Source organism: Micavibrio aeruginosavorus EPB, assembly GCF_000348745.1.
Taxonomy (GTDB): domain Bacteria; phylum Pseudomonadota; class Alphaproteobacteria; order Micavibrionales; family Micavibrionaceae; genus Micavibrio; species Micavibrio aeruginosavorus_A.
Genome location: NC_020812.1, coordinates 1,699,719 through 1,719,645, shown reverse-complemented (window position 1 = coordinate 1,719,645; position 19,927 = coordinate 1,699,719). Strand labels below are relative to the sequence as shown.

At 56.0% G+C, this 19,927-nt stretch carries 21 protein-coding genes and 1 tRNA gene; 9 read left to right on the top strand and 13 right to left on the bottom strand.

Annotation, left to right across the window (positions count from 1 at the left end; all coding sequences use genetic code 11):
* Nucleotides 1-17 precede the first annotated feature (17 nt).
* Nucleotides 18-845: a hypothetical protein gene (locus A11S_RS08045; protein WP_015468012.1), complete on the bottom strand. Its 828-nt coding sequence runs from the start codon at nt 843-845 to the stop codon at nt 18-20.
* 109 nt (nt 846-954) lie between these two features.
* The gene (hrcA, locus tag A11S_RS08040; protein WP_015468011.1) at nt 955-1,995 is read right to left on the bottom strand and encodes a heat-inducible transcriptional repressor HrcA; all 1,041 of its coding nucleotides are present in this window, start codon (nt 1,993-1,995) and stop codon (nt 955-957) included.
* Nucleotides 1,996-2,085: 90 nt separating this feature from the next.
* On the opposite strand from hrcA, the gene rph reads away from it, so the two are divergent.
* The 3 genes from rph to hemW are packed head-to-tail and all read left to right on the top strand — an operon-like array spanning nt 2,086 to nt 4,576.
* Nucleotides 2,086-2,817 (top strand): ribonuclease PH, encoded by a 732-nt coding sequence (rph, locus tag A11S_RS08035; RefSeq protein ID WP_015468010.1) that lies wholly within the window; start codon nt 2,086-2,088, stop codon nt 2,815-2,817.
* A gap of 5 nt (nt 2,818-2,822) precedes the next feature.
* Nucleotides 2,823-3,410, top strand: a complete 588-nt coding sequence (gene rdgB / locus A11S_RS08030) for an RdgB/HAM1 family non-canonical purine NTP pyrophosphatase (RefSeq protein WP_015468009.1) — start codon at nt 2,823-2,825, stop codon at nt 3,408-3,410.
* Complete coding sequence (hemW, locus tag A11S_RS08025) at nt 3,407-4,576, top strand: radical SAM family heme chaperone HemW (protein ID WP_015468008.1); 1,170 nt, start codon at nt 3,407-3,409, stop codon at nt 4,574-4,576. Before rdgB ends, hemW begins: the two co-directional genes overlap by 4 nt.
* On the opposite strand, the gene A11S_RS08020 is transcribed toward hemW, so the two are convergent.
* On the bottom strand, nt 4,577-6,142 hold the full coding sequence (locus tag A11S_RS08020) for a hypothetical protein (RefSeq protein ID WP_015468007.1): 1,566 nt from the start codon (nt 6,140-6,142) through the stop codon (nt 4,577-4,579).
* Nucleotides 6,143-6,280: 138 nt separating this feature from the next.
* Here A11S_RS08020 and A11S_RS08015 point away from each other — a divergent pair, with 138 nt between their 5' ends.
* From A11S_RS08015 to A11S_RS08005, 3 genes are read left to right on the top strand one after another with little or no spacing between them, the layout of a single operon-like run.
* Nucleotides 6,281-9,127, top strand: coding sequence for a helicase-related protein (locus A11S_RS08015; RefSeq protein ID WP_041802605.1), 2,847 nt, complete (start codon nt 6,281-6,283; stop codon nt 9,125-9,127).
* On the top strand, nt 9,127-9,531 hold the full coding sequence (locus A11S_RS08010; protein ID WP_015468005.1) for a Rap1a/Tai family immunity protein: 405 nt from the start codon (nt 9,127-9,129) through the stop codon (nt 9,529-9,531). The genes A11S_RS08015 and A11S_RS08010 overlap by 1 nt, the downstream gene beginning before the upstream one ends.
* Nucleotides 9,531-10,070 (top strand): hypothetical protein, encoded by a 540-nt coding sequence (locus A11S_RS08005; protein ID WP_015468004.1) that lies wholly within the window; start codon nt 9,531-9,533, stop codon nt 10,068-10,070. Before A11S_RS08010 ends, A11S_RS08005 begins: the two co-directional genes overlap by 1 nt.
* Here A11S_RS08005 and A11S_RS08000 read toward each other — a convergent pair.
* The 8 genes from A11S_RS08000 to A11S_RS07965 all read right to left on the bottom strand — a co-directional run bounded on the left by A11S_RS08000 (nt 10,067) and on the right by A11S_RS07965 (nt 15,325).
* A complete protein-coding gene (locus A11S_RS08000) occupies nt 10,067-11,101 on the bottom strand; it encodes a permease (RefSeq protein ID WP_235067636.1) in 1,035 nt (344 codons plus the stop codon). The genes A11S_RS08005 and A11S_RS08000 overlap by 4 nt on opposite strands.
* Before the next feature lie 83 nt (nt 11,102-11,184).
* A complete protein-coding gene (locus A11S_RS07995) occupies nt 11,185-11,484 on the bottom strand; it encodes a metal-sensitive transcriptional regulator (RefSeq protein WP_015468002.1) in 300 nt (99 codons plus the stop codon).
* 128 nt (nt 11,485-11,612) lie between these two features.
* Nucleotides 11,613-12,248 carry an OmpA family protein gene (locus A11S_RS07990; RefSeq protein ID WP_015468001.1) on the bottom strand — a complete coding sequence of 212 codons (636 nt, stop codon included), beginning with the start codon at nt 12,246-12,248 and terminating at the stop codon, nt 11,613-11,615.
* Between the two features lie 268 nt (nt 12,249-12,516).
* Nucleotides 12,517-12,756 (bottom strand): YMGG-like glycine zipper-containing protein, encoded by a 240-nt coding sequence (locus A11S_RS12260; protein WP_041802603.1) that lies wholly within the window; start codon nt 12,754-12,756, stop codon nt 12,517-12,519.
* A 247-nt stretch (nt 12,757-13,003) separates the two neighbouring features.
* A tRNA-Pro gene (locus tag A11S_RS07980) sits at nt 13,004-13,080 on the bottom strand.
* Nucleotides 13,081-13,222: 142 nt separating this feature from the next.
* Nucleotides 13,223-13,498: a hypothetical protein gene (locus A11S_RS07975; protein WP_015467998.1), complete on the bottom strand. Its 276-nt coding sequence runs from the start codon at nt 13,496-13,498 to the stop codon at nt 13,223-13,225.
* 179 nt (nt 13,499-13,677) lie between these two features.
* Nucleotides 13,678-14,736, bottom strand: a complete 1,059-nt coding sequence (locus A11S_RS07970; protein WP_015467996.1) for a polyprenyl synthetase family protein — start codon at nt 14,734-14,736, stop codon at nt 13,678-13,680.
* 22 nt (nt 14,737-14,758) lie between these two features.
* Nucleotides 14,759-15,325 (bottom strand): hypothetical protein, encoded by a 567-nt coding sequence (locus tag A11S_RS07965; protein WP_015467995.1) that lies wholly within the window; start codon nt 15,323-15,325, stop codon nt 14,759-14,761.
* A 47-nt stretch (nt 15,326-15,372) separates the two neighbouring features.
* On the opposite strand from A11S_RS07965, the gene A11S_RS07960 reads away from it, so the two are divergent.
* Genes A11S_RS07960 through A11S_RS07950 form a run of 3 tightly spaced genes read left to right on the top strand, consistent with a single transcriptional unit; the run spans nt 15,373 to nt 17,664 of the window.
* Nucleotides 15,373-16,140, top strand: a complete 768-nt coding sequence (locus tag A11S_RS07960; protein WP_015467994.1) for a tRNA1(Val) (adenine(37)-N6)-methyltransferase — start codon at nt 15,373-15,375, stop codon at nt 16,138-16,140.
* A 30-nt stretch (nt 16,141-16,170) separates the two neighbouring features.
* The gene (locus A11S_RS07955; RefSeq protein ID WP_015467993.1) at nt 16,171-17,139 is read left to right on the top strand and encodes a S49 family peptidase; all 969 of its coding nucleotides are present in this window, start codon (nt 16,171-16,173) and stop codon (nt 17,137-17,139) included.
* Nucleotides 17,140-17,154: 15 nt separating this feature from the next.
* A complete protein-coding gene (locus A11S_RS07950) occupies nt 17,155-17,664 on the top strand; it encodes a hypothetical protein (protein WP_015467992.1) in 510 nt (169 codons plus the stop codon).
* 60 nt (nt 17,665-17,724) lie between these two features.
* Here the strand turns inward: A11S_RS07950 and A11S_RS07945 are convergent, their stop codons facing one another.
* Both A11S_RS07945 and A11S_RS07940 read right to left on the bottom strand, forming a co-directional pair.
* Nucleotides 17,725-18,135, bottom strand: coding sequence for a hypothetical protein (locus A11S_RS07945; RefSeq protein ID WP_015467991.1), 411 nt, complete (start codon nt 18,133-18,135; stop codon nt 17,725-17,727).
* 172 nt (nt 18,136-18,307) lie between these two features.
* Nucleotides 18,308-19,870, bottom strand: a complete 1,563-nt coding sequence (locus tag A11S_RS07940; protein WP_015467990.1) for a glycine--tRNA ligase — start codon at nt 19,868-19,870, stop codon at nt 18,308-18,310.
* Nucleotides 19,871-19,927: the final 57 nt, after the last annotated feature.

Genomic DNA, 19,927 nt, shown 5'->3' with positions numbered 1-19,927 from the left:
GTGGTTGTTTGTTTTTCTTATTCATTCATGCCGGGCTGGTGGCCATAGACATCGACGGTGCGGCCATCAATGATGGCTGTTCCGACGGTGACCGGGGTTTTTCCGGCCATCGCCCCCAAAGCGCCAGTCCCATCGATATAGTAGGCTTGCCCGGCTTTTCCAGCGATGGCGCTAAAACCATGCATCACGCTGTCCAGTCGCTTTAATCCGTGCTGGGATGCGAACTGGTCCAGCGTGCTGGTTGTGTCCGATCCGGCGGGGGCGGCGGGGACCGACAAAATGACCGTGCCCTTGGGATAGTACCAGAAGGTCAGGCCGCCGGTCGCGGCATCGGCACCGCCCGCAGGCTTTACGCGCATTTGGCGGCGCGGCAACAATTCCAAACGCTCTTCGTTCAGATCGACCGTGTAATAATCCATTTCATTGTTCACGGTGAAACGGATTTCGGTCACGTTGTTTCCGTGCAGCAACGCACGATCTAGCGGAATATCGGCGTACGCATATTGGCGCGCGGTGTCACAGGCCCCGCGATGCGTCTCCAGATTATTCTGGTCGATGGTGTAGCCATCGACTGTAATATCCAGATACGTGGAATTCACATTCATTTCGGTTTCAATGGGGCCGATGATCGGGCATCCGCTGATCGCGTTGGGTGCCATCATGCGCAAGACGGCCTCGCCACTGCCGTCGTCGGGACGCAACAGGCTGATGCTGATCGTGCGGGGAGTGATGGTTTTGACATTTTCGTCAAAGTTTTCTTTGTCGGTTGCGGCCACGGCTCCGCCCGCCATGCCAAGCAGCAGGGCGGTGGTCAAAAATACGCGATGAAAACGGTTGAAAAACATGGTTATCCCGCTGGTCACGAATCGTGGTTGTAAACCACACGAAGCTATCGCAGGGGCGAATCGGTGTCCAGCCTTAAGGCGGCCTTTGTTTTCAATGTGTTGTGGATTGTTATCCCAGCAGCCGCTCCACCACGCGGGACGTATAATCCACAATCGGGATGACCCGGCCATAATTCAGCCGGGTGGGGCCGATGACGCCAATGGCACCGACAATCCGGTCTTCGGACCGATACGGGGAAATAACCATGGACCAACCCGAATGGCTGAACATCTGGTTTTCGGTGCCGATGTAAATTTGAATGCCCTGTGCGCCGTGCGTCGCAGACAGAAGCCGCATCATCGTTTCCTGTTCCTCCAGCGCGGAGAGCAGGGTGCGTGCGTTTTCCAAATCTTCCACCGCGCGCACATCGTCCAGCAATTTGGATTGGCCACGCACGATGATGACACCGTTGTTTTTATCCGTGGGCAGGGCAATGCCATCGCGGACCAGCCGTGTGGTAATGCTGTCCAGTTGGGCGCGGTTTTCCGCAATTTCGCGTTCAATCAACAACCGCGCTTCGTTCAATGTGCGTCCGGCCAAACGGTCATTCAAATAGTTAGCGGCCATAACAAGTGCCGATGATGTGATATCGCGGTCAATATCCATGACGCGGTTTTCAACCAACCCGTCCTGCATCACCAAAACGACCAAAGCTTGCGTATCTTTCAATCGCACGAATTGGATCTGGCGGATGGGTTTGTCGGTTTTGGGGGCAATGACGATCCCCGCACTGCCCGACAGGCCCGAGATCATGGTGCTGGCCTGTTCCAAGATCTGGTTGACGGATCGGCCCGACGGCGTGCACGAGGTTTCAATATACTGGCGTTCATCCGCGCTCAGATGCCCGACCTGCATCAACCCGTCGACGTAAAAGCGCAATCCCTGTTGCGTCGGCATCCGCCCGGCAGAGGTGTGGGGGGCATAGAGCAGACCCGCTTCTTCCAAATCCGCCATGACATTGCGGATGGTCGCGGGGGAGATGCTAAGCCCCAGATTCATATCCATATATTGGGAAATGGTTTTTGACCCCACCGGGTCGCCGCCAGCCAGGTAGGAATCCACTATATAGCGGAAGATATCGCGCGATCGTTGGTTCAGTTCCGGGATCATGGGATGAAATATAGTACGCCCAAGGGGTGTTTGACAATAAAGGGCGAATCTGTAAAGTGCCCTCCGTTTCACTATAAAAGGACCAAAAGAATGACCAGACCTTCCGGCCGGACCCCCGATTCATTGCGCGTTGTTGAAATCATCCCGAACGTATCCAAGCATGCCGAAGGGTCATGCATGGTCAAATTCGGTGATACGCATGTTCTGTGCACTGCGACGGTCGAGGAAAAGGTCCCCGGCTGGATGAAAAATTCCGGTGCCGGATGGGTAACCGCCGAATACGGCATGTTGCCGCGATCGACATCCAGCCGTATGGACCGCGAAGCGGCCAAGGGCAAACAATCGGGCCGGACGCAGGAAATTCAACGCCTGATCGGTCGTGCCTTGCGTGCCGTTGTGGACATGAAGGCGCTGGGCGAACGCCAAGTGCGTATTGATTGCGACGTAATCCAGGCCGATGGCGGCACGCGCACGGCATCCATTACGGGTGGTTATGTTGCGTTGTGGATGGCGTGTGAACATTTGATCCGCATTGGCGCGTTGAAACAATCGCCCATTACAGATTCTGTCGCGGCCATTTCATGCGGCCTTTATAACGGCGTTCCGGTTCTGGATCTGGATTATATCGAAGATTCATCCGCCGATACGGATGCAAATTTCGTGATCACCGGCAATGGTGGCATTGTTGAAATTCAGGGTACGGCGGAAAAAGATCCGTTTACCGAAGATCAATTTATGGCGTTGCTGTCGCTGGCCAAGCAGGGATGCAACGATCTGAAGGCGCTGCAATTGGCGACGAAACAAGCATTGAAGGCGGCGTAAACGCCATGGCTTTGCCGACCATCGAAAAACTGGTTCTGGCCACGCATAATGCGGGCAAGGTTGCCGAGATCGGGGCGATGTTGGCCCCGATGGGCATTCATGTCGTATCGGCGGGCGAATTGAATTTGCCCGAGCCGGACGAAACCGAAACCACGTTTGTCGGTAATGCTTTGCTGAAGGCCCACGCGGCAGCCAAGGCCACCAACCTGCCATGTCTGGCGGATGATAGCGGCCTGTGCGTAAATGCGTTGAATGGTGATCCCGGCGTGTATTCCGCGCGCTGGGCCGGGCCGGGCAAGGATTTTGCCATGGCCATGCAAACCGTGCATGACAAATTGGGTGCGGGTGATGATCGCTCTGCCTATTTTATCTGCGTTTTGGCGCTGGTTTACCCGGATGGCTCCGAACATGTGTTTGAAGGGCGGGTCAATGGCACGCTGGTCTGGCCCGCGCGCGGGACGGGCGGGTTTGGGTATGATCCGATGTTCGTGCCCGATGGGGAAACCCGGACCTTCGGTGAAATGACCCCGGCAGAGAAAAAGGGCTATAGCCATCGCGCCAACGCCTTTGCCGCGCTGGTTGATGCGCTATGATGATCGTCCCGGATTCATCGGATCTGTTTGGTGTTTATATCCATTGGCCGTTCTGTGCGTCCAAATGCCCGTATTGTGATTTTAATTCCCATGTTCGTGAACGTATCGACCACGCCGATTGGCGCAATGCGTTGGTGCGGGAAATTGAATATTATGCGGGCCTGACGCAGGGGCGGCGCGTGACGTCCATCTTTTTTGGCGGCGGGACGCCATCATTGATGGAGCCGGAAACGGTGCAGGCGGCGATTGATGCCGTTGTCAAAAACTGGCACGTCGCCAATGATTTGGAAATCACGTTGGAAGCCAATCCAACATCCATCGAAATTGAAAAATTCCGGGGTTTTCGATCCGCTGGTGTCAACCGTGTATCGGTTGGCGTGCAATCATTGCGCGATGATGATCTGAAATTTCTTGGGCGGTTCCACTCGGTTGAAAATGCGCGTGGGGCATTGGATATCGCGGCGAAGGTGTTTGACCGTTACACGTTCGATTTGATCTATGCGCGTCCGGGCATGACCGTGGATGCGTGGCGGGCGGAGTTGGGTGAGGCGCTGGCCATGAATGGTGGGCATCTCTCGCTCTATCAACTGACCATCGAACCGGGCACACCGTTTTTCACGCGCCACCAGCGCGGTGAATTTCAGATCCCGGACGAAGACACTGCCGCAGATTTATATGAATTAACGCAAACCATGATGGCGGATGCCGGACTGCCCGCCTATGAAGTGTCCAACCACGCCGTGCCGGGGCAGGAATCGTTCCATAACCTGACCTATTGGCGCTATGGCGATTATGTCGGCGTGGGGCCGGGGGCGCATGGGCGTTTGACATTGGACGGCGTGAAAACGGCCACACGCGCGCACCGCGCGCCGGAAATCTGGCTGGACCGTGTGCATGATTCCGGGCACGGGTCGCATGATTTTGAACCCGTACTGGCGGAATCGCGCTTGAATGAATGCGTGATGATGGGCTTGCGTCTGGATGAAGGTGTGCCGATGGCGCGGATTGAACGCGAAAGCGGCATGGATTTTTCATCCGCCATCGACCCCGCCAAAATTGCGGCCATGGTGGGCGAGGGGTATCTGGTCAAAACCAACACCCATATCATTGCCACGCCCAGCGGGCGGCAACGGTTGAATGCGTTGCTGGGGTATCTTCTGGCCTGATTACGGCTGTTTCATCAATCCGGGCAGGGTGGTCATATCCGTGCCGTTCATCAGCATCTGACCTTCCTTGGTCAGCTCAATGTCATAGGTGCGTACAGCGCGCCCCTGGGCATCGGTGCCCGGTTGCTGTTGCCCGACCATTTGCAACATGGTCAGGCCGGCCAGAACTTCGGCCATCTGCTGTTTAACAGCGGGGTCAGCCGCGGTTTCGGATTGCTTTTTGACTTCCGCGATCAGCTTGTCCATCCCGGCGACTTCAATCCGGGCCTTGCCCGTGGCGCTCAAAACGCTTTGCATGTTGGCGACAACGTCACCGTTCATGGTCAGGCCATACAGGTCGTTGCCAAAATTGGTGTCCTTGATATTGACGGTCGTTCCCGCATTGGTCAGAAGTTGCGGGATCAGCATCATGGCTTGTAACCCGGCCAATTGTGCGCCAGCGCCGCTGTCCATGCTGCTTTTCAATGTGGAGCGACCCAGTTCAACCAGCTCGTTATACGGAATCTTTTTGATGGTGATATCAATTCGGCTTTCCGTCGGAACGGTTTCGGATTGGTCCAGTTTGGGTTCTGCCGTGAACCCGTCATAATCCAGTTCCATGTTCAGGCTGACATCATTGCTGCGGAATCCTTTCATGCCAAACCCGGCGCTGATGGTCTGGATCCCAAATTTTTGCGCCGGTTTTTCGCCCTTGGCTGGTGCATTCACCTGAAAATCGTGAATGGAAAATTTGGTGGCCATGGAATCGCAAATATTGCCGACATAGCTCAGCACCAGATCATACATGCCTTGCACATGCCCCGCGCTGGGGACGGCACCGTCGGCCATGCTCTCGCTCATGGCGCTGATTTTGTCTTCAAAATCCTTTGCCATTGCGGGGGAAAAATCTGTGATTTCGCCAATCGCATCAATTTTTCCGATTTTGACAAAGCCCGGTTCCTGCGGGCTTTCCACGGTGATGTTGTGGGCTGTGTAATGGCTGGGGCCGGACCAGTTGCCGTTGGCCCCCTGTTTCAGATTGATGCCGAAACGTGCCTCTGGCAGGGCTACGGTGACATCGGGTGCATTTTTTTCGTCATAAACGGTTGCGACGATATTTTTATACTGGGCGTTCAACTGTACAAACGTGTTGATATCTGAATGCCAGACACCGCTTAAGCTCTGGTCATCGAATGTGACGCGTGCTTCGGGTTTTTTGTTGGCGCCGATCATCGTCATCGGTTGGGGCAGGGCCCACGTCATTTTCCACAAATTGGGGGCATCCCCCGGCGCAATATTGGCGGTGATGGTGCCGATTTCGAACACGCTGCCATCATCATATTGAATGCTGATATGCGGCAGGGTGGTGGCGTAGTAATCGCCCGCGGCTTTGACGGTAATATCGCCCTTGGTCACCATGGTCATGTCGCCATCGGCGTTGATTGCATTTTTCTGGTTGTCCAGATAATTGGCGACCAGCATCCGCACCGCATCTGCGCCAGCGGGGTCAACGGCGGCGTGGGCCGGAGCCGTCGAGATCATCAAAAGGCTGAGCAGGGACAGGGACAACAGGCGGGTGGTCATCATGGTGCGGGCTCCGGTGAAAAACAGGGAAAAACCGGGGCCTACGTTAGCAGAAAGGAAACCGTGCATATACCCCGCGAAAGGGATTTTTCGGCTGATAATCACGGGAAATATCATATATCAATAGAGATTATGACAGGGATGCGCACAAATACCGCCATACGCACACCCGGACGGGTTCTGGCCGTTTTGGGGCCGACCAACACGGGCAAGACCTATACGGCGATTGAACGGATGCTGACGCACCATAACGGTGTGATCGGGTTTCCGTTGCGTCTGCTGGCCCGCGAAAATTATGACCGCATCGTTGAACGCAAGGGCGTGCAGGCCGTGGCCCTGGTGACGGGGGAGGAAAAAATCATCCCGCCGCATGCGCGCTATTACGTCTGCACCGTCGAATCCATGCCGACGGATCAAAAGTTCGATTTTCTGGCTGTTGATGAAATCCAACTCTGTGGTGATCCGGAACGCGGTTTTATTTTTACCGATCGCTTGCTGCGGTCCCGCGGCATCGTTGAAACCATGTTTATGGGTGCGGAAACCATCCGCCCGTTGATGCAGGCCCTAATCCCCAATATCGAATTTGAAAGCCGTGCGCGCCTGTCGCAACTGACCTATCGCGGGTACAAAAAACTCACGCGCCTGCCCAAACGCACGGCGGTGGTGGCGTTTTCGGTGGATGATGTTTATGCCAACGCCGATCTGATCCGGCGGCATCGCGGCGGCACGGCGGTGGTGTTGGGTGCACTGTCCCCGCGCACGCGGAACAAACAGGTGGAAATGTATCAATCCGGCGAGGTCGATTTTCTGGTCGCCACCGACGCCATCGGCATGGGGTTGAACATGGACATTCACCATGTTGCGCTGGCCGCCACACGGAAATTTGACGGCGCGCATATCCGGTCGCTGGACAAGGCCGAGATCGCGCAGATCGCGGGTCGCGCCGGACGCCATGTGCGGGACGGTACATTCGGGGTCACGGGCCCCGTACCGGGGCTGGACCCGGATATGGTCGAGGCGATTGAACATCATATCTTTGACCCGCTGCCCTTTATCTACTGGCGGAACGCGGCGCTGGATTTTTCGACCATTCCCAACCTGCTCCGGTCGCTGGAGGTGGGGTCGGGGTCCAGCCTGCTGCAGCGGGGCCGCCCGGCCGATGATTACGCCGCTTTGGCCCATCTGGCCCAGCGGGAGGGCATTTTACAGGCCGTTCAGGGGCCGGAGATGATCCAACTGCTCTGGGAGGTGTGCCAGATCCCGGATTTTCGCAAAACCCTGTCCGAATCCCACCAAGCCTTTGTTGAACAGGTGTTTTTACACCTGAAAACCCGGGGGAGCCTGCCCGAGGACTGGGTCGAGGCCCAGATTTCCCGCCTCGATCGTGTGGATGGCGAGGTCGATTCTCTGATGGCCCGCATTGCACATATTCGCACCTGGACGTATATTACGCATAAATCGGAATGGCTGCAGAAAGCTGCCCCGTGGCAGGCACGAACACTGGCGATCGAGGATCGCCTGTCCGATGCCCTGCATGATTGTCTGACCCAGCGTTTTGTCGATCGCCGTTCGGCGGTGTTGATGCGCTCGCTGGAATCGGGTGGTCCCCTTTTGGCCGGTGTGCGGGGCGATGGCTCCGTCGTGGTCGAAGGGCACGAGGTCGGACATCTTCAGGCCTTCCGTTTTATTCCAGATGAATCCGCCGGCGGTGCAGATCGCAAGGCGGTGATGACAGCGGCGCGCAGCGCCCTGAAACCGGAAATAGAGAGAAGATTAAAGATTATGCTGAATTCCGTACCGAAACAATTTCGCCTGACCGATGATGGTCAAATTTTCTGGCAAAAGGATGCAACCAATCCGTTGCCGGGCGAAGCGGTCGCACGCGTGCGCAAGGGCGCATCCCTGATGAAGCCGGATGTCGATGTGATCGACAGCGATTTGCTGCAGGGGCAGGACAAGGCCGCCGTGACGGATCATATTCGCGAATGGCTGCACACGCACCACATCGCCACCGTTTTGGAACCGTTGAAGGCGCTGGAAGCCGAAGACGACAAAATCACCCCGGCTGTGCGCGGTATTGCGTGGCAGGTGTATGAAGGGTTGGGTATCGTTCCGCGTGCGCAGGTCGAAGAATTGATCGGTACATTGACGCCGGAAGATCGTGCGGCTTTGCGTGCGCGCAAAATTCGTCTGGGGCCCGTTTTGGTGTTCCTGCCTGCGCTCAACAAACCGGCGGCGGTGCGCTTGCGCGCGTTGCTGTGGTCCCTGTGGCACGACAAAACCTTGCCCGCCGATGTGCCGAATGATGGCATGGTTTCGAAAATCGTGGACGAAGCCGCGATTGACCCGGTGTATTTCCGCTCCATCGGTTATCCGGTTTATGGCGGTCGTGTGATCCGCGTCGATATGCTGGATCGTTTGATCAGCGCGATTTACGACAACGCGGTCAAAGGTGAGTTTCAGGCCAAGCACGAAATGGCCGAATGGCTGGGCTGTTCCATTCCGGATCTGTACAAGGTTCTGGAATCAATGGGCCACAAAAAGGTCGAAGACAAACCGGCCCCTGTCGAGGCGAGTGTTGTTGAAACCCCGGCTGAAACGCCTGTGGCTGAAGTCACCGCGGAATCCTTGATTGCCGAGGTGAAGGCGGATGAGCCTGCCGAAGCCAAAACAGAAGACGCAACAGCCGAAGCCGCCGTCGCAAAACCGGTTTTGGCAACGTTCCGCCTGAAACGCGGCAAGGCCAATGAATCCCGTCCGCCGCGCCGCGACCATCATGAAAAACGCCCGCATGGCGACCGTAAACCCGGTGGTGAAAAGAAATTCGGCGACAAGAAACACGGCGACCGCAAGCCCTTTAACAAAGGCAAGGGCGGCAAGCCGGAACCACGCGAGCGCAAGGAATATGTGATTTCTGCCGAAGCCAAAACCAAGGCCGATTCACCGTTCGCCATTTTGCAGCAACTGAAATCCAGCGACGGCAAATAATGGTCGCCACAACCATCAAAACCCTTTTATGGGCGACCATGATGGTTGCAATTCTGGGCGTCGGTGCATCCGATGCCCGGGCCGAGGGGGCGCGTTTTTCCGGGGCCTATCTGCGCTATGTCTGTGGCGTGGATAATGAAGGCAAGGAAGCGGTGCGTGGCGGCCACGCGGCGTGTCAGGCCTATATTTCCGGCGTGGTCGACTACCACAATCTGATGCTGTCCATGAAAATGGCACCCGAGGTACGGTTCTGCCTGCCCGTGAATACGTCGATGAACCGTCTGCATGCCGTGGTTCTGGCCTATCTCAATAAAAATCCGCAGCACGATACGTTCGTGGCGGCCCCGGCCGTTGTTATGGCTTTGTATGAAACATTCCCCTGCGGTGGGAAGAAGAAAAGATAATGTTCTCGCGTCGTCCGCAAAAACAATCATTTGATATACAGCCTGATGAAAACGCGCGGTTTGTACCGCGCGATTTTTACGACATTATCGTCCGCCGTTATCTCCCGGTGGTCAGTCTGACCTATATCGCCTCTATCATCGGTATCGCCTGGCGGGTCGATGGGTGGGGTGGATTTCTCCATTATTTGTTCGAAGATTCCTTCGCCTATAACACGGCGCTGTGGATGGCGGTGTTTGTATCCATCCCGGCGATCTTCTGGATTTTTATTCGTGTGTCGGTGCGGTTTTCCGATTATGCCGATGTCTGGTACAAGGGCATGGCCGGGCTGTTATGCCTGACATTGATTATCAGCCTGGTGCTGTTCCCTGAATGGAACATGGTGACGGGGTTGCGCCTGCGCATGTTTATGGTCGCATCCATCCCGATGTTCTTTGTGCAATACTGGTTCTTTGTCCGCGGCGGTTTGCCGGGCACGGTGGCCTGGCCGCTGACGATTATCGCCAGCGTATTGCTGATTTACGGCTTGGTGATTGTTTAACCACCCGCCCCGAACTGGTTCATAATCCACCCCAGAACCAGAATCTGCGGCACGGTCAGCAGGGGCAGGGACAGCGCAATCTTCCACGATTTCGTCATATCGCGCAGGACCATCATCTCCGTATAATCCGTCGATACCCCGGCCATCAGGAAGGCAAAGCCATTGCCCGGCGCGGCGGCGCGTGTGACCAGATCGGCCCCGATCGGCGTGGACCCTTCGGAACACACCTCAATCAGCGTTGTTGCGATCAGGGTCAGGAACAATCCGGCAATCGTCGGGCCAAACCATGTGGCAAACGTATCCTCGGGGACGAATGTACGGATCAGCGCGGCCAGCACGATCCCGAACGCCAACCAGCGCAAGACCATTTTTCCATCCATCCAGCCATGGCGGAATACATCAACGGCAAAGGATCGGGTGAATTTGAAATGTTTCAAACGCGCTTTGGCATCCGCCATCATATTAAACCCATCCGGCAGATCGGTTTTGTTTGGGTTGTCCGGTAAAATGCCGGCGCGCGTCAGGCCCAGATACATAAATCCCGTGGCAATCGCAATGGCCGCCGATGCCACGATGAAGACCAACGTCCATTTCAGCCCGACCATAGCAATCAGGATCAGGGTAAGGGAGAACGAGTTCCAGGGGCTGGCGATCAGAAACGTCATGACCTGGGCCAGGCTGGCCCCACGTTCATAAAGCTTTGCGCCCACCATCAAAATGCCGTGCGAGCAAAGGTCGAGCAGCAATCCTGCCGCCGCCGCGCGGAAAATGCCACCCACACTGTCACCGCGACCCAGCATGGCCGTGAAATATTCACGGGGCACGCGGCTCATCAAGCCAACAACGATAAGCCCAAGAATAACGCCCCACCACATCATGCTGACCAAATCGAGGACGGCATGACCGAAATGGTGAACCAGTGGTGCTGTGATATTTAGGCTATTGCAGATCAGATGTGCGGATACGCCCGCAATAATAATGGTGCCCGATCCCCAGAGCAGGTAATCCGGCCGCTGTTTTTCCGATGGCATCGCGCAACATCCCGCGGTTTCAATCGGGGCCGGGGGGGCGGTTTCAAATACATCTTTACCAGAGCAGCAACTTTTCATTTTTTCTAGTCCAGTTCAAAACGCTTAAACAGATCTTTGATCTCTTCGATCATCGTCGCGGCTTCGTCTTTATCACCGCTGGCAATTGTTCCGGCAACACAGGAATGTAAGTGGCGCTCTAGAATATTGGCTTCGATGGTTTTAATGGCGGCGCGAATGGCGCGCAATTGTGTGATGATGTCGGGGCAATAGCGTTCTTCGACGATCATCTTTTTGACGCCTTCAACCTGTCCGGCAATGCGGTTCAGGCGCGGAATCTGGTCCGTGTGGGCGGCGTGCTCGTGGGGGTGCGCGGTATCACTCATGGTTTTTCTCCGTATACCCCATTATATACCCTGCGGGGGTATCGGCGTCAAGTACCCCCGCGGGGTATAGGCGTAAGAAAAGCCCCCGATTTTTACCGGGGGCTTTTGGGCATGCCTGTCGCGATCATCTATTTCATAAAATGGATGACCGTGCGGCGGTTCTGCGGTTCGTGAACCTCATCCTCTGTTGGCACTTTCAGGTCATTCTGACCGTGGGCCTCCAGATTCATGGCCGTGTTCGGAATACCGCGCTGGGTTAACGCGGCGGACACCGCCATGGCCCGGTTGGCGGAGAGTTGGTCGTTATAATCCGCCGCGCCGGATGTGTCGGTGTAACCGGCGACAATCACGGCGCTGGGTTGATACAGCGCAATGTCGGATGCGGCTTTATCAACCATGGCATTGGCCTGCAGATCCAGGGCCGTGCTGTCCAGCGGGAAGAAAATTTCATAGCTGGAAACGACTTTTGGTGGCTCCGGTGCAGGTGGTGGAGCAGGCGGCGGTGGTGGATCGGGAATGGCGACGCGGTGATACAATTTACAATCCACGTATTTCACCTCGGGCGGAAGCTCGCGGTAATTCTGGCATGGTTCGCGTTCTTCGTAATCTTTATAAATGCGCAACATGCCGCGATCTTTTTCGGAAACGCTCTGCAAATATTGGTAATCAACGCGCTTCCATTCATACCCGGCCGCATTGGCTGCCGTCGATGCCAACAACATCACCGCGGCCACACCGGGCAAAATATATGATGGTCTAAACATTTTTTTATCCTTTCGATCATCGGTGTACACCTGATATCGATCATTAAGGGTAGTCCGTTCAGTCTATAGGGAAACCTTAAGGATAATATTTCGGGGGATAGGATGGCGGCGGAGCTGTTGCATTTTTCAAACGACAAAGCAGAGGCCGCAGGAATCTGCGGATGTCACGGTTGTGTTTTGATGTTTTAAATTTGTTTCAAATGTTTGCGAATGCATTTGTGGGCGCATCTGCGCCCACAAACATAACGGCCAGGCGTGTCCGCGTGGGTTATTTTCTCCAGATCGGTTTGCCAAGATTGACGTCATCTTCATCCGTCAAGCCACCAGCCGCGGCACCAACGGCACCCCCAATAATGGCCCCGGTATAGGGGCTACCGCCTGTGAGAGAACTACCGACGGCCCCCACACCCGCGCCAATAGCGCCACCGCTCAAAGCCCGATCTGATGACGATGTCCCGCAAGCAGAAAGCAGGATAACAAGTCCGGAACATATGATGAGACGTAACATAATAGCCTCCTCTGGTTTTGCGTTTCTGGGAGATCTTCTGGTGCGCGATACAGTGAACAAGCAACAACGCCCCCTTCGCGGCCAATATGGCCGTGCATGTATCGGGCACCAGTGTCACTGATTAATATAGGGTGGAATGAGAGAGGACGTAATTATTATGCGTGCTTTGGGTGTAGGCGGACGGGCAAAGCCTTCTTGTTTGAACAGGCACAATAAAAAAGCCCCCGGGCGGGAGCTTTTTTATGAATGGTCGGGGCGAGAGGATTCGAACCTCCGGCCTCTACGTCCCGAACGTAGCGCTCTACCAAGCTGAGCTACGCCCCGATCCAAGCAAGGCCAGAGAGGTAGCGTAAATCGGGGCGGGCTGTCAATTGGCTTGTTGAAAAACGGGTGAAAAAGACCATGAAAAAACCCCCAGATCCGGGGGCTTTGTCGGTTTTGGGGCGGGTTGTTGCGCCCTTTGGGCTTAGTGTTTCAGCTGATAGATGAAATAGGACCCGCTTTTATTGTCCTGCGGGACAGAGCAGGTGCCCGCCTCACGGTCGACGGGGAAGGCTTTTTCCGTGCCTTCGCGCATCAATGCGCCATCAAATGCGCTGATAATCTGCACCGGGTATTTGGCGCTTTCATCAATCTGGCAGAACGCTGTATCCGCAGAGATTTCGCTGTCGCCACAGGCCACCAGGCCGCAGGCCAAAGCAAAGGCAGATGTGGCCCCGATCAATTTTTTGTTTACGCTCATAATACGCACCCTCGATTGGAAATTTTGTTTAACATAATCCATATTTTTCCGCGCCGCAAGCGTTTTTATGGGGTTGGCAGGTTTTGGGCCAGAAAAATGTCAAAAAATCCGGAAATCCGCCGATTCTGACCTTTGGGATGGGGTGAGATAGGGCGCGCGTTCCTGCCGCCATCCGGTCATTAATGATCACGCCCAACGGCGAACGACAAAACGTCATCCAGCGCATCGCGGATGGCGTTTTTCGGTGCGGTGTGCAGGGCGGCGCGGGCTTTGTCTTCGTATTCGCGGGCCAGCGCCAGGCCACGATTTAAGGCATCATGTTTGACCAGCAGGCTTTGCGCGGTGGCCAGATCGGCATCCGTTTGTTCGCGGCGTTCCATGGTGCGGGCCCAGAATTCGCGTTCGGCCGCATCGGCGCGTTCCAGCGCCATCAACACGGGTGCGGTCAATTTGCCTTCACGGAAATCATCGCCGACGGTCTTGCCCAGTTTTTCGCGGTTGGCGCTGTAATCCAGAACGTCATCGGCAATCTGGAACGCCATGCCCAGATAATATCCAAAATCACGCATGGCTTTTTGCGCCGTTGCATCCGCGCCCGCGATGATCGGCCCGACTTCGCACGCGGCGGCGAACAGAGCGGCGGTTTTGGCTTCGATAATCGCCGTATATTTTTCCATGCCCGTGGATAGGTCATTGGCGGCGGAGAGTTGCAGAACCTCGCCCTCGGCAATGGTGGCCGATGCGTCGGATAGGATGCGCAACACATCAATCGATCCATCCGCGACCATCAATTGGAACGAGCGGCAGAACAGGAAATCACCGACCAGAACGCTGGCCTGGTTGCCAAACACCATATTGGCCGATGGCTTGCCCCGGCGTTCGACGCTTTCATCCACGACATCATCATGCAGCAGGGTGGCGGTGTGAATAAATTCAACGGCGGCCGACAATCCAAACGGACGGTCCCCGGCGTACCCATAAAGGCGGGTGCAACCCAGTGTCAGCAGGGGGCGAATGCGCTTGCCGCCCGCGGCGATCAACCACGCCGCCAATTGCGGGATCAGGGCCACATGGGAATCCATGCGCGTGATGATCAGATCATTCACCTTGGCCAGATCATCCCCCAGCAACGACGACAAACGATCCAGCGGATGGATCGTTTCGGTGCTTGGTTTGGCGGCGGCTTGCGGTGTCATCATCATGCCCAAAGTGTTAATGGATGGGGTGCGTTTAATCAAGCTGGGCCAGCCTGATTATTTATCAGGTGCTGGCCTGTACGGCTTGCCCGGTGGCGATCAGGAAACATTCAATGTTCCATAAAACCAGCAGGATGGAGAAGGCCGGGGCGGCGGCCTGGCCATCCTTGGTGCGGACCGCCAGAAACCAGTAACCGATCATGGCCATCAGGGCCGGGATAATCACGGTGATAAAGGTCACCGCTGTTGTCGCCAAAAATCCCATCAGCCAGGCACCGTTCCCGGTCGTCATATCGTAAGCGGCCGCGGCGATGCCGAGGAGGGTGCTGAAGAGCGCTGTCCAGAGGGTGGTGGTGCCGACATGGTTGTCCAGTGTGGCTCTGTTCTTCCTATGTAAATACCCTGCCGGGCCGCAACAGAGCAGGGCCAGAATGCCCAGACTGGTCAGCAGGGCCATCTTGGTGCCATCCAGCATGAAGACCTTAACGGTTCCGGCGTCCGCCGCAGCGGCTTTGGCAACCTGGGGGGCCTGAAAGACGAAGCACAGGATAAAGGGAACAAAAATAACCCCGGCCATGATGATCCAGGCCCGCAGGGATTTTCCGGTGAAGAGAGTTTTCAGTGTGCTCATGATCTGCAACCTTCTATAATCTGTCCGGCATTATAGGGATGATGAATATGCAAACAAGGCCGGAGCCCGAAGAAATTTATGTCCTCAACCAATCCGTCCGCCTGTTGCAACCGGGTGGGGGTGGGTTTCGCACGTCGCTGGATTCTGTGATGCTGGCCGCCGCGTGTCCGGCGAAAGCCGGGGACCGGGTGCTGGACCTTGGCTGCGGGGTTGGCGGGGCGATTTTCTGTGTTCTCAAGCGCTTGGGCGGTGTGTTTGGCTGCGGGATTGAGATTCAGGATGAATATATTGAATTGGCAGGACAAAATGCCGCCCTAAATAACAATACGGATCGGTGCGAATTTGCTCATGGTGATATTTCTCAATTCGAAATTTCTGATCTAAAACAACGATTTGATCATGTTATCTTCAATCCGCCTTTTATGGAGGCCGGAACATGGACCCCATCGCCCGATACGGGCCGCGCCACGGCGCTGGGGCATGCGGATGTGGACCTGGATATCGGGGTCTGGGTGGATTGCGCGTTTCGGAATTTGAAATCCGGCGGGTCGATGACCATCATCCACCGGGCCGATCGCACCGATGAAATTATTCAGGCGATGTGTGGGCGGACCGGCAATCGCCGTTTTGGTGCGGTGGAAATTTTCCCCCTCTGGCCCCGGATGGGGCAGGCGGCGAAGCGGGTTGTGATCCGTGCGGTGAAGGATCGAAAGACCCCGGCGACCATCCATGCCGGGTTGGTCCTGCACGAAGCCAATGGTGATTATACGGAAAAAGCGGACGCCGTGTTACGAAACGGTGAACGGTTATTCTGATGCCTGTTTAGGGGGGAGGGCGAATCTGGTATGAATCGAACCATGAACGCACATGATGATTTTGACCGGGATGACCATGGGGATTTTGCACGCGACAATGGCCGCGATGATCCCCCAATGATCAATGTGAAGAAGGCCGAGGGCTTGCCCGTTATCGGGCCGCTTCTGGCGAAGATTTTCGATAAGGGGCCGCGCGTGGCTGTGGTCCGCCTGTCTGGTGTCCTGACCGATATGGGCGGGATGCGGAAAAACACCCTGTCCTATGCCCGCGTGTCCAAAGCGGTGGAGAAGGCCTTTGCCGTGCGGGGCGTCCGCGCCGTGGCTTTGGTGATCAATTCGCCGGGCGGTGCGCCCGCGCAAGCCTCCCTGATCGCCGGGCTGGTTCGTCAATTGGCGGATGAAAAAGACATCCCCGTTTTCGCCTTTGTCGAGGACGTGGCCGCATCGGGCGGGTATTGGCTCGCCTGCGCCGGGGACAAGATTTTTGCGCAGGATTGTTCCATCGTCGGGTCCATCGGCGTGATTTCCGCCGGGTTCGGCATGGACCGTTTCATCTCTAAATTCGGTATTACGCGCCGCCTGTACACGGCGGGGCGCGATAAATCCATGCTCGACCCGTTCATCCCGGAAAAGCCGGAGGATGTTGAGCGTCTGAAAGATCTTCAGGCCGGAATTCATGAACAATTTATCGACTGGGTCCGCTCGCGCCGTGGCGATGCCATTCGCGGGGCCGGGCCGGAATTGTTCGAAGGCCGCTTCTGGATCGGCCGTCCGGCCATGGATCTGGGCCTGATCGACGGCATCGGCGATGTGCGCGGCGTGATGCGCGAAAAATTCGGCCCCGATGTGCGGCTGGTGGAAACCAGCGCGAAGCCGCCGTTCATTCCGGCGTTTCTGGCCGCGCGCGGCGGGGGGATTGCGTTTGATGAATCCGCTCTGGTCGACGGGGCGATCGCCGCGGTTGAAGACCGCGCCCTCTGGTCCCGTTACGGGTTATAAGAACGGGACGCCGCCATGACCTTTTTCACGAATATCTTTACGGATGCGAATGGGTTGATGGCGGTGGTTGCGAAACACCCGGATAATCAATTTATTACTTGTTCCGCATCCAAACGCGGCGCGGTGGACCCGATGCCGTTGTTGCATGTTGACCCAACGGCGCGCTATGCCCTGCGCGTCAATGATGACGGGGTGATTGTTGCGGCGGCAACGTTCCATGATAATCCGGCCCAGAATATTTTAAAGCTGCAACAGGTCAGCACCCGTCTGGGCCACAAACGCACCGGCCATGGCAGCATGATGATCCATCTGATGTTCGGCCATGCCGCCGGGGTTGGCCGCGTTCTGGCGTTGACTCAGTTTGAGCCGGAGGGCGCCGCCGCCGCCGTTCCCGCTTTGCCAGATTTGCATGTGGCCCATTATCCATCTTTGCCCATTTTGTATGACGGGCAAACGAAACCCGTGACGGGGCGCAGCCGCTATCGGTTGGAACATACGCCGTGCGGTTTGTCCCCGGTGGTTTAAATAGAAAGAGGGCGATACATATCTGTATCGCCCTCTGATCGTATCTCCGATTCCGAAATCTTACATACTCGGCCCAGTGGATTCCGCAATCTGGCGGTCCCAGCGACGGTTTTGTTCGCTGTCCGATGTGTTGGCGCGATCCAGAGCGCTATCAACATCTTTGACCAGTTGCGGTGTAACGTCGATCGACTTCACGGCGTTGGCTGCCTTGTCGAATGAATCTTTTGCAAACCCGACCATTTCGTCCAGAAAACCCGGTGTACGTTCAATGCCGACATAGCAATTGGCAACTTCGGTGCGCACGGTCTGGTATTTATCGGTGTTGTATTGATCGTTGATCTTTTTATCTATCTCGCTGTAACCGTTTTCGTCGACCTCACCCATGGCCAGGGCGCGGCTTTCGTTATCGGTGGCTTCGCAGGCTTCGGCCTTTTCGATTTTGGCCTGATACTCTTCAAAACTCTCTGCCATAACGGCCCCCTTCAAACCCCTGATTCTGGGTTTTGGTGTATAGAACTGGCCCTATTATGGGGGTGTGGGGGTGAAATTATGGTTAATAAACCGCGAAAACCCGCCTGTTCCAAGGGATAGGACATGAAAAAAGCCCCCGGCCAAGGCGGGGGCTTTTTGAAAGTGGGAGCGATTAAACGCTGCGGATATGTTTGCGTAAGTATTCTGCCACGTGGTCCAGGCCGATGCGTTCCTGCGACATCGTGTTGCGTTCGCGCACCGTGACGGTCTGGTCGGACACGGTCTGGTCGTCGATGGTGAAGCAATACGGCGTGCCGATTTCGTCCTGACGGGCGTAGCGTTTGCCGATGTTTTGTTTGATGTCCAGATCGACCGCGAATTCGTTGCGGATATCCATGTACAGTTTCGTGGCGATCACCGGGTGCTGATCCTTCGCCGTCAGCGGCAGGATGGCGGCCTTCTTCGGGGCCAATGCCGGGTGCAGGTTCAGGTAAACGCCCGACGGACGGTTCGGATCCGGGGTGTAGGCTTCGCACAGCAGGGCCAGAACGCCGCGCGTCAAACCGGCGGCCGGTTCGATGACGTCCGGAATGAATTTGTTTTTCGGGTCCATCGGGTCGGTGTATTCCATTTTGACGCCGGAATGCTTCTGGTGCTGGGTCAAATCGAAATTGCAGCGGTGGGCAATGCCCTCCAACTCGCCAAAGCCCGGCGCGGTGAACGGGAAGCGATATTCGATGTCGGCGGTGCCCAGCCCTTCCTTGGCGTAGTGGGACAATTCGTCCTTGTCATGGTCGCGCATACGCACGTTCTCGCTGACCAAACCGATCGCGGTCCAGAATTTTTGACGCTCCGCGAACCAGAAGTCGCGCCACATTTTGGCTTCGCTCGGGTGGCAGAACCATTCCATTTCCATCTGTTCAAATTCACGGGACCGGAAGATGAAGTTGCGCGGGTTGACCTCGTTACGGAAGGCTTTGCCCACTTGCGCAATCCCGAACGGTACGCGCACGCGGGATGAATCCAGCACGTTTTTAAAGTTCAGGAAGATTCCCTGCGCCGTTTCCGGACGCAGATACGCCTTGTTATCATCGCCGCCCGTGGCGCCGACGAAGGTGTGGAACATCAGGTTGAATTGTTTCGGTTCGGTCAGGGTGCCGATTTCTTTTGCGTCAGGTCCGTAAGTCCTATCAAGGCCAGGTTGACCAGCGCCTGCAACTTGAATCCCTTGAATTCTTGTGTAGCCTGCATCTCCAATTTTTTTGCTGACGCCAAGTTTTTTGAGGCGCTTTGCAATCGTATCTTCATCCCAGTCATCAAAAATGGCTACTGCGAATGTTTCACCAATCCAATAAATGATGCTGAGATGGTCGGCGCGATACCGCAATTTCGTTTCGCGGCAATCCACCATCGGGTCGGAGAATCCGCCGACGTGGCCCGATGCTTCCCATGTTTTCGGGTTCTGGATGATGGATGAATCGATGCCGACAATATCCACCGGCTGGCCATCCGGGCCAACGGGCGGGCAAGTGACCATCCATTTCCACCACAAATCGCGCAGGTTGTTTTTCAGCTCAACACCCAGCGGGCCGTAATCCCAAAACCCGTTCAGGCCGCCATAAATGTCGGATGCCGGAAAAACGAAGCCGCGGCGTTTGCACAGGGCGACGATGTCCTTCATGTCCTTCACGGAGTTGGCGATTTCTGCGGATGTTTTTTCTTGAGCAACAGACATGGTTTTCCTGCGGTTTTTGCAATAAATTGGGAACGGGTACATTACCGTTTCGGGAAA

Excerpts from the sequence above, each read along its gene's own strand:
- A11S_RS07945 (WP_015467991.1), bottom strand. The coding sequence starts at position 18,135 with ATGGCAGAGAGTTTTGAAGAGTATCAGGCCAAAATCGAAAAGGCCGAA.
- A11S_RS08015 (WP_041802605.1), top strand. The coding sequence starts at position 6,281 with ATGCGCACAAATACCGCCATACGCACACCCGGACGGGTTCTGGCCGTT.
- hrcA (WP_015468011.1), bottom strand. The coding sequence starts at position 1,995 with ATGATCCCGGAACTGAACCAACGATCGCGCGATATCTTCCGCTATATA.
- rph (WP_015468010.1), top strand. The coding sequence starts at position 2,086 with ATGACCAGACCTTCCGGCCGGACCCCCGATTCATTGCGCGTTGTTGAA.
- A11S_RS08005 (WP_015468004.1), top strand. The coding sequence starts at position 9,531 with ATGTTCTCGCGTCGTCCGCAAAAACAATCATTTGATATACAGCCTGAT.
- A11S_RS07995 (WP_015468002.1), bottom strand. The coding sequence starts at position 11,484 with ATGAGTGATACCGCGCACCCCCACGAGCACGCCGCCCACACGGACCAG.
- A11S_RS08045 (WP_015468012.1), bottom strand. The coding sequence starts at position 845 with ATGTTTTTCAACCGTTTTCATCGCGTATTTTTGACCACCGCCCTGCTG.
- A11S_RS08010 (WP_015468005.1), top strand. The coding sequence starts at position 9,127 with ATGGTCGCCACAACCATCAAAACCCTTTTATGGGCGACCATGATGGTT.
- A11S_RS07955 (WP_015467993.1), top strand. The coding sequence starts at position 16,171 with ATGAATCGAACCATGAACGCACATGATGATTTTGACCGGGATGACCAT.
- A11S_RS07960 (WP_015467994.1), top strand. The coding sequence starts at position 15,373 with ATGCAAACAAGGCCGGAGCCCGAAGAAATTTATGTCCTCAACCAATCC.
- A11S_RS07950 (WP_015467992.1), top strand. The coding sequence starts at position 17,155 with ATGACCTTTTTCACGAATATCTTTACGGATGCGAATGGGTTGATGGCG.
- A11S_RS07975 (WP_015467998.1), bottom strand. The coding sequence starts at position 13,498 with ATGAGCGTAAACAAAAAATTGATCGGGGCCACATCTGCCTTTGCTTTG.
- A11S_RS08020 (WP_015468007.1), bottom strand. The coding sequence starts at position 6,142 with ATGATGACCACCCGCCTGTTGTCCCTGTCCCTGCTCAGCCTTTTGATG.
- A11S_RS08000 (WP_235067636.1), bottom strand. The coding sequence starts at position 11,101 with ATGCCATCGGAAAAACAGCGGCCGGATTACCTGCTCTGGGGATCGGGC.
- A11S_RS12260 (WP_041802603.1), bottom strand. The coding sequence starts at position 12,756 with ATGTTACGTCTCATCATATGTTCCGGACTTGTTATCCTGCTTTCTGCT.
- rdgB (WP_015468009.1), top strand. The coding sequence starts at position 2,823 with ATGGCTTTGCCGACCATCGAAAAACTGGTTCTGGCCACGCATAATGCG.
- A11S_RS07940 (WP_015467990.1), bottom strand. The coding sequence starts at position 19,870 with ATGTCTGTTGCTCAAGAAAAAACATCCGCAGAAATCGCCAACTCCGTG.
- A11S_RS07990 (WP_015468001.1), bottom strand. The coding sequence starts at position 12,248 with ATGTTTAGACCATCATATATTTTGCCCGGTGTGGCCGCGGTGATGTTG.
- hemW (WP_015468008.1), top strand. The coding sequence starts at position 3,407 with ATGATGATCGTCCCGGATTCATCGGATCTGTTTGGTGTTTATATCCAT.
- A11S_RS07965 (WP_015467995.1), bottom strand. The coding sequence starts at position 15,325 with ATGAGCACACTGAAAACTCTCTTCACCGGAAAATCCCTGCGGGCCTGG.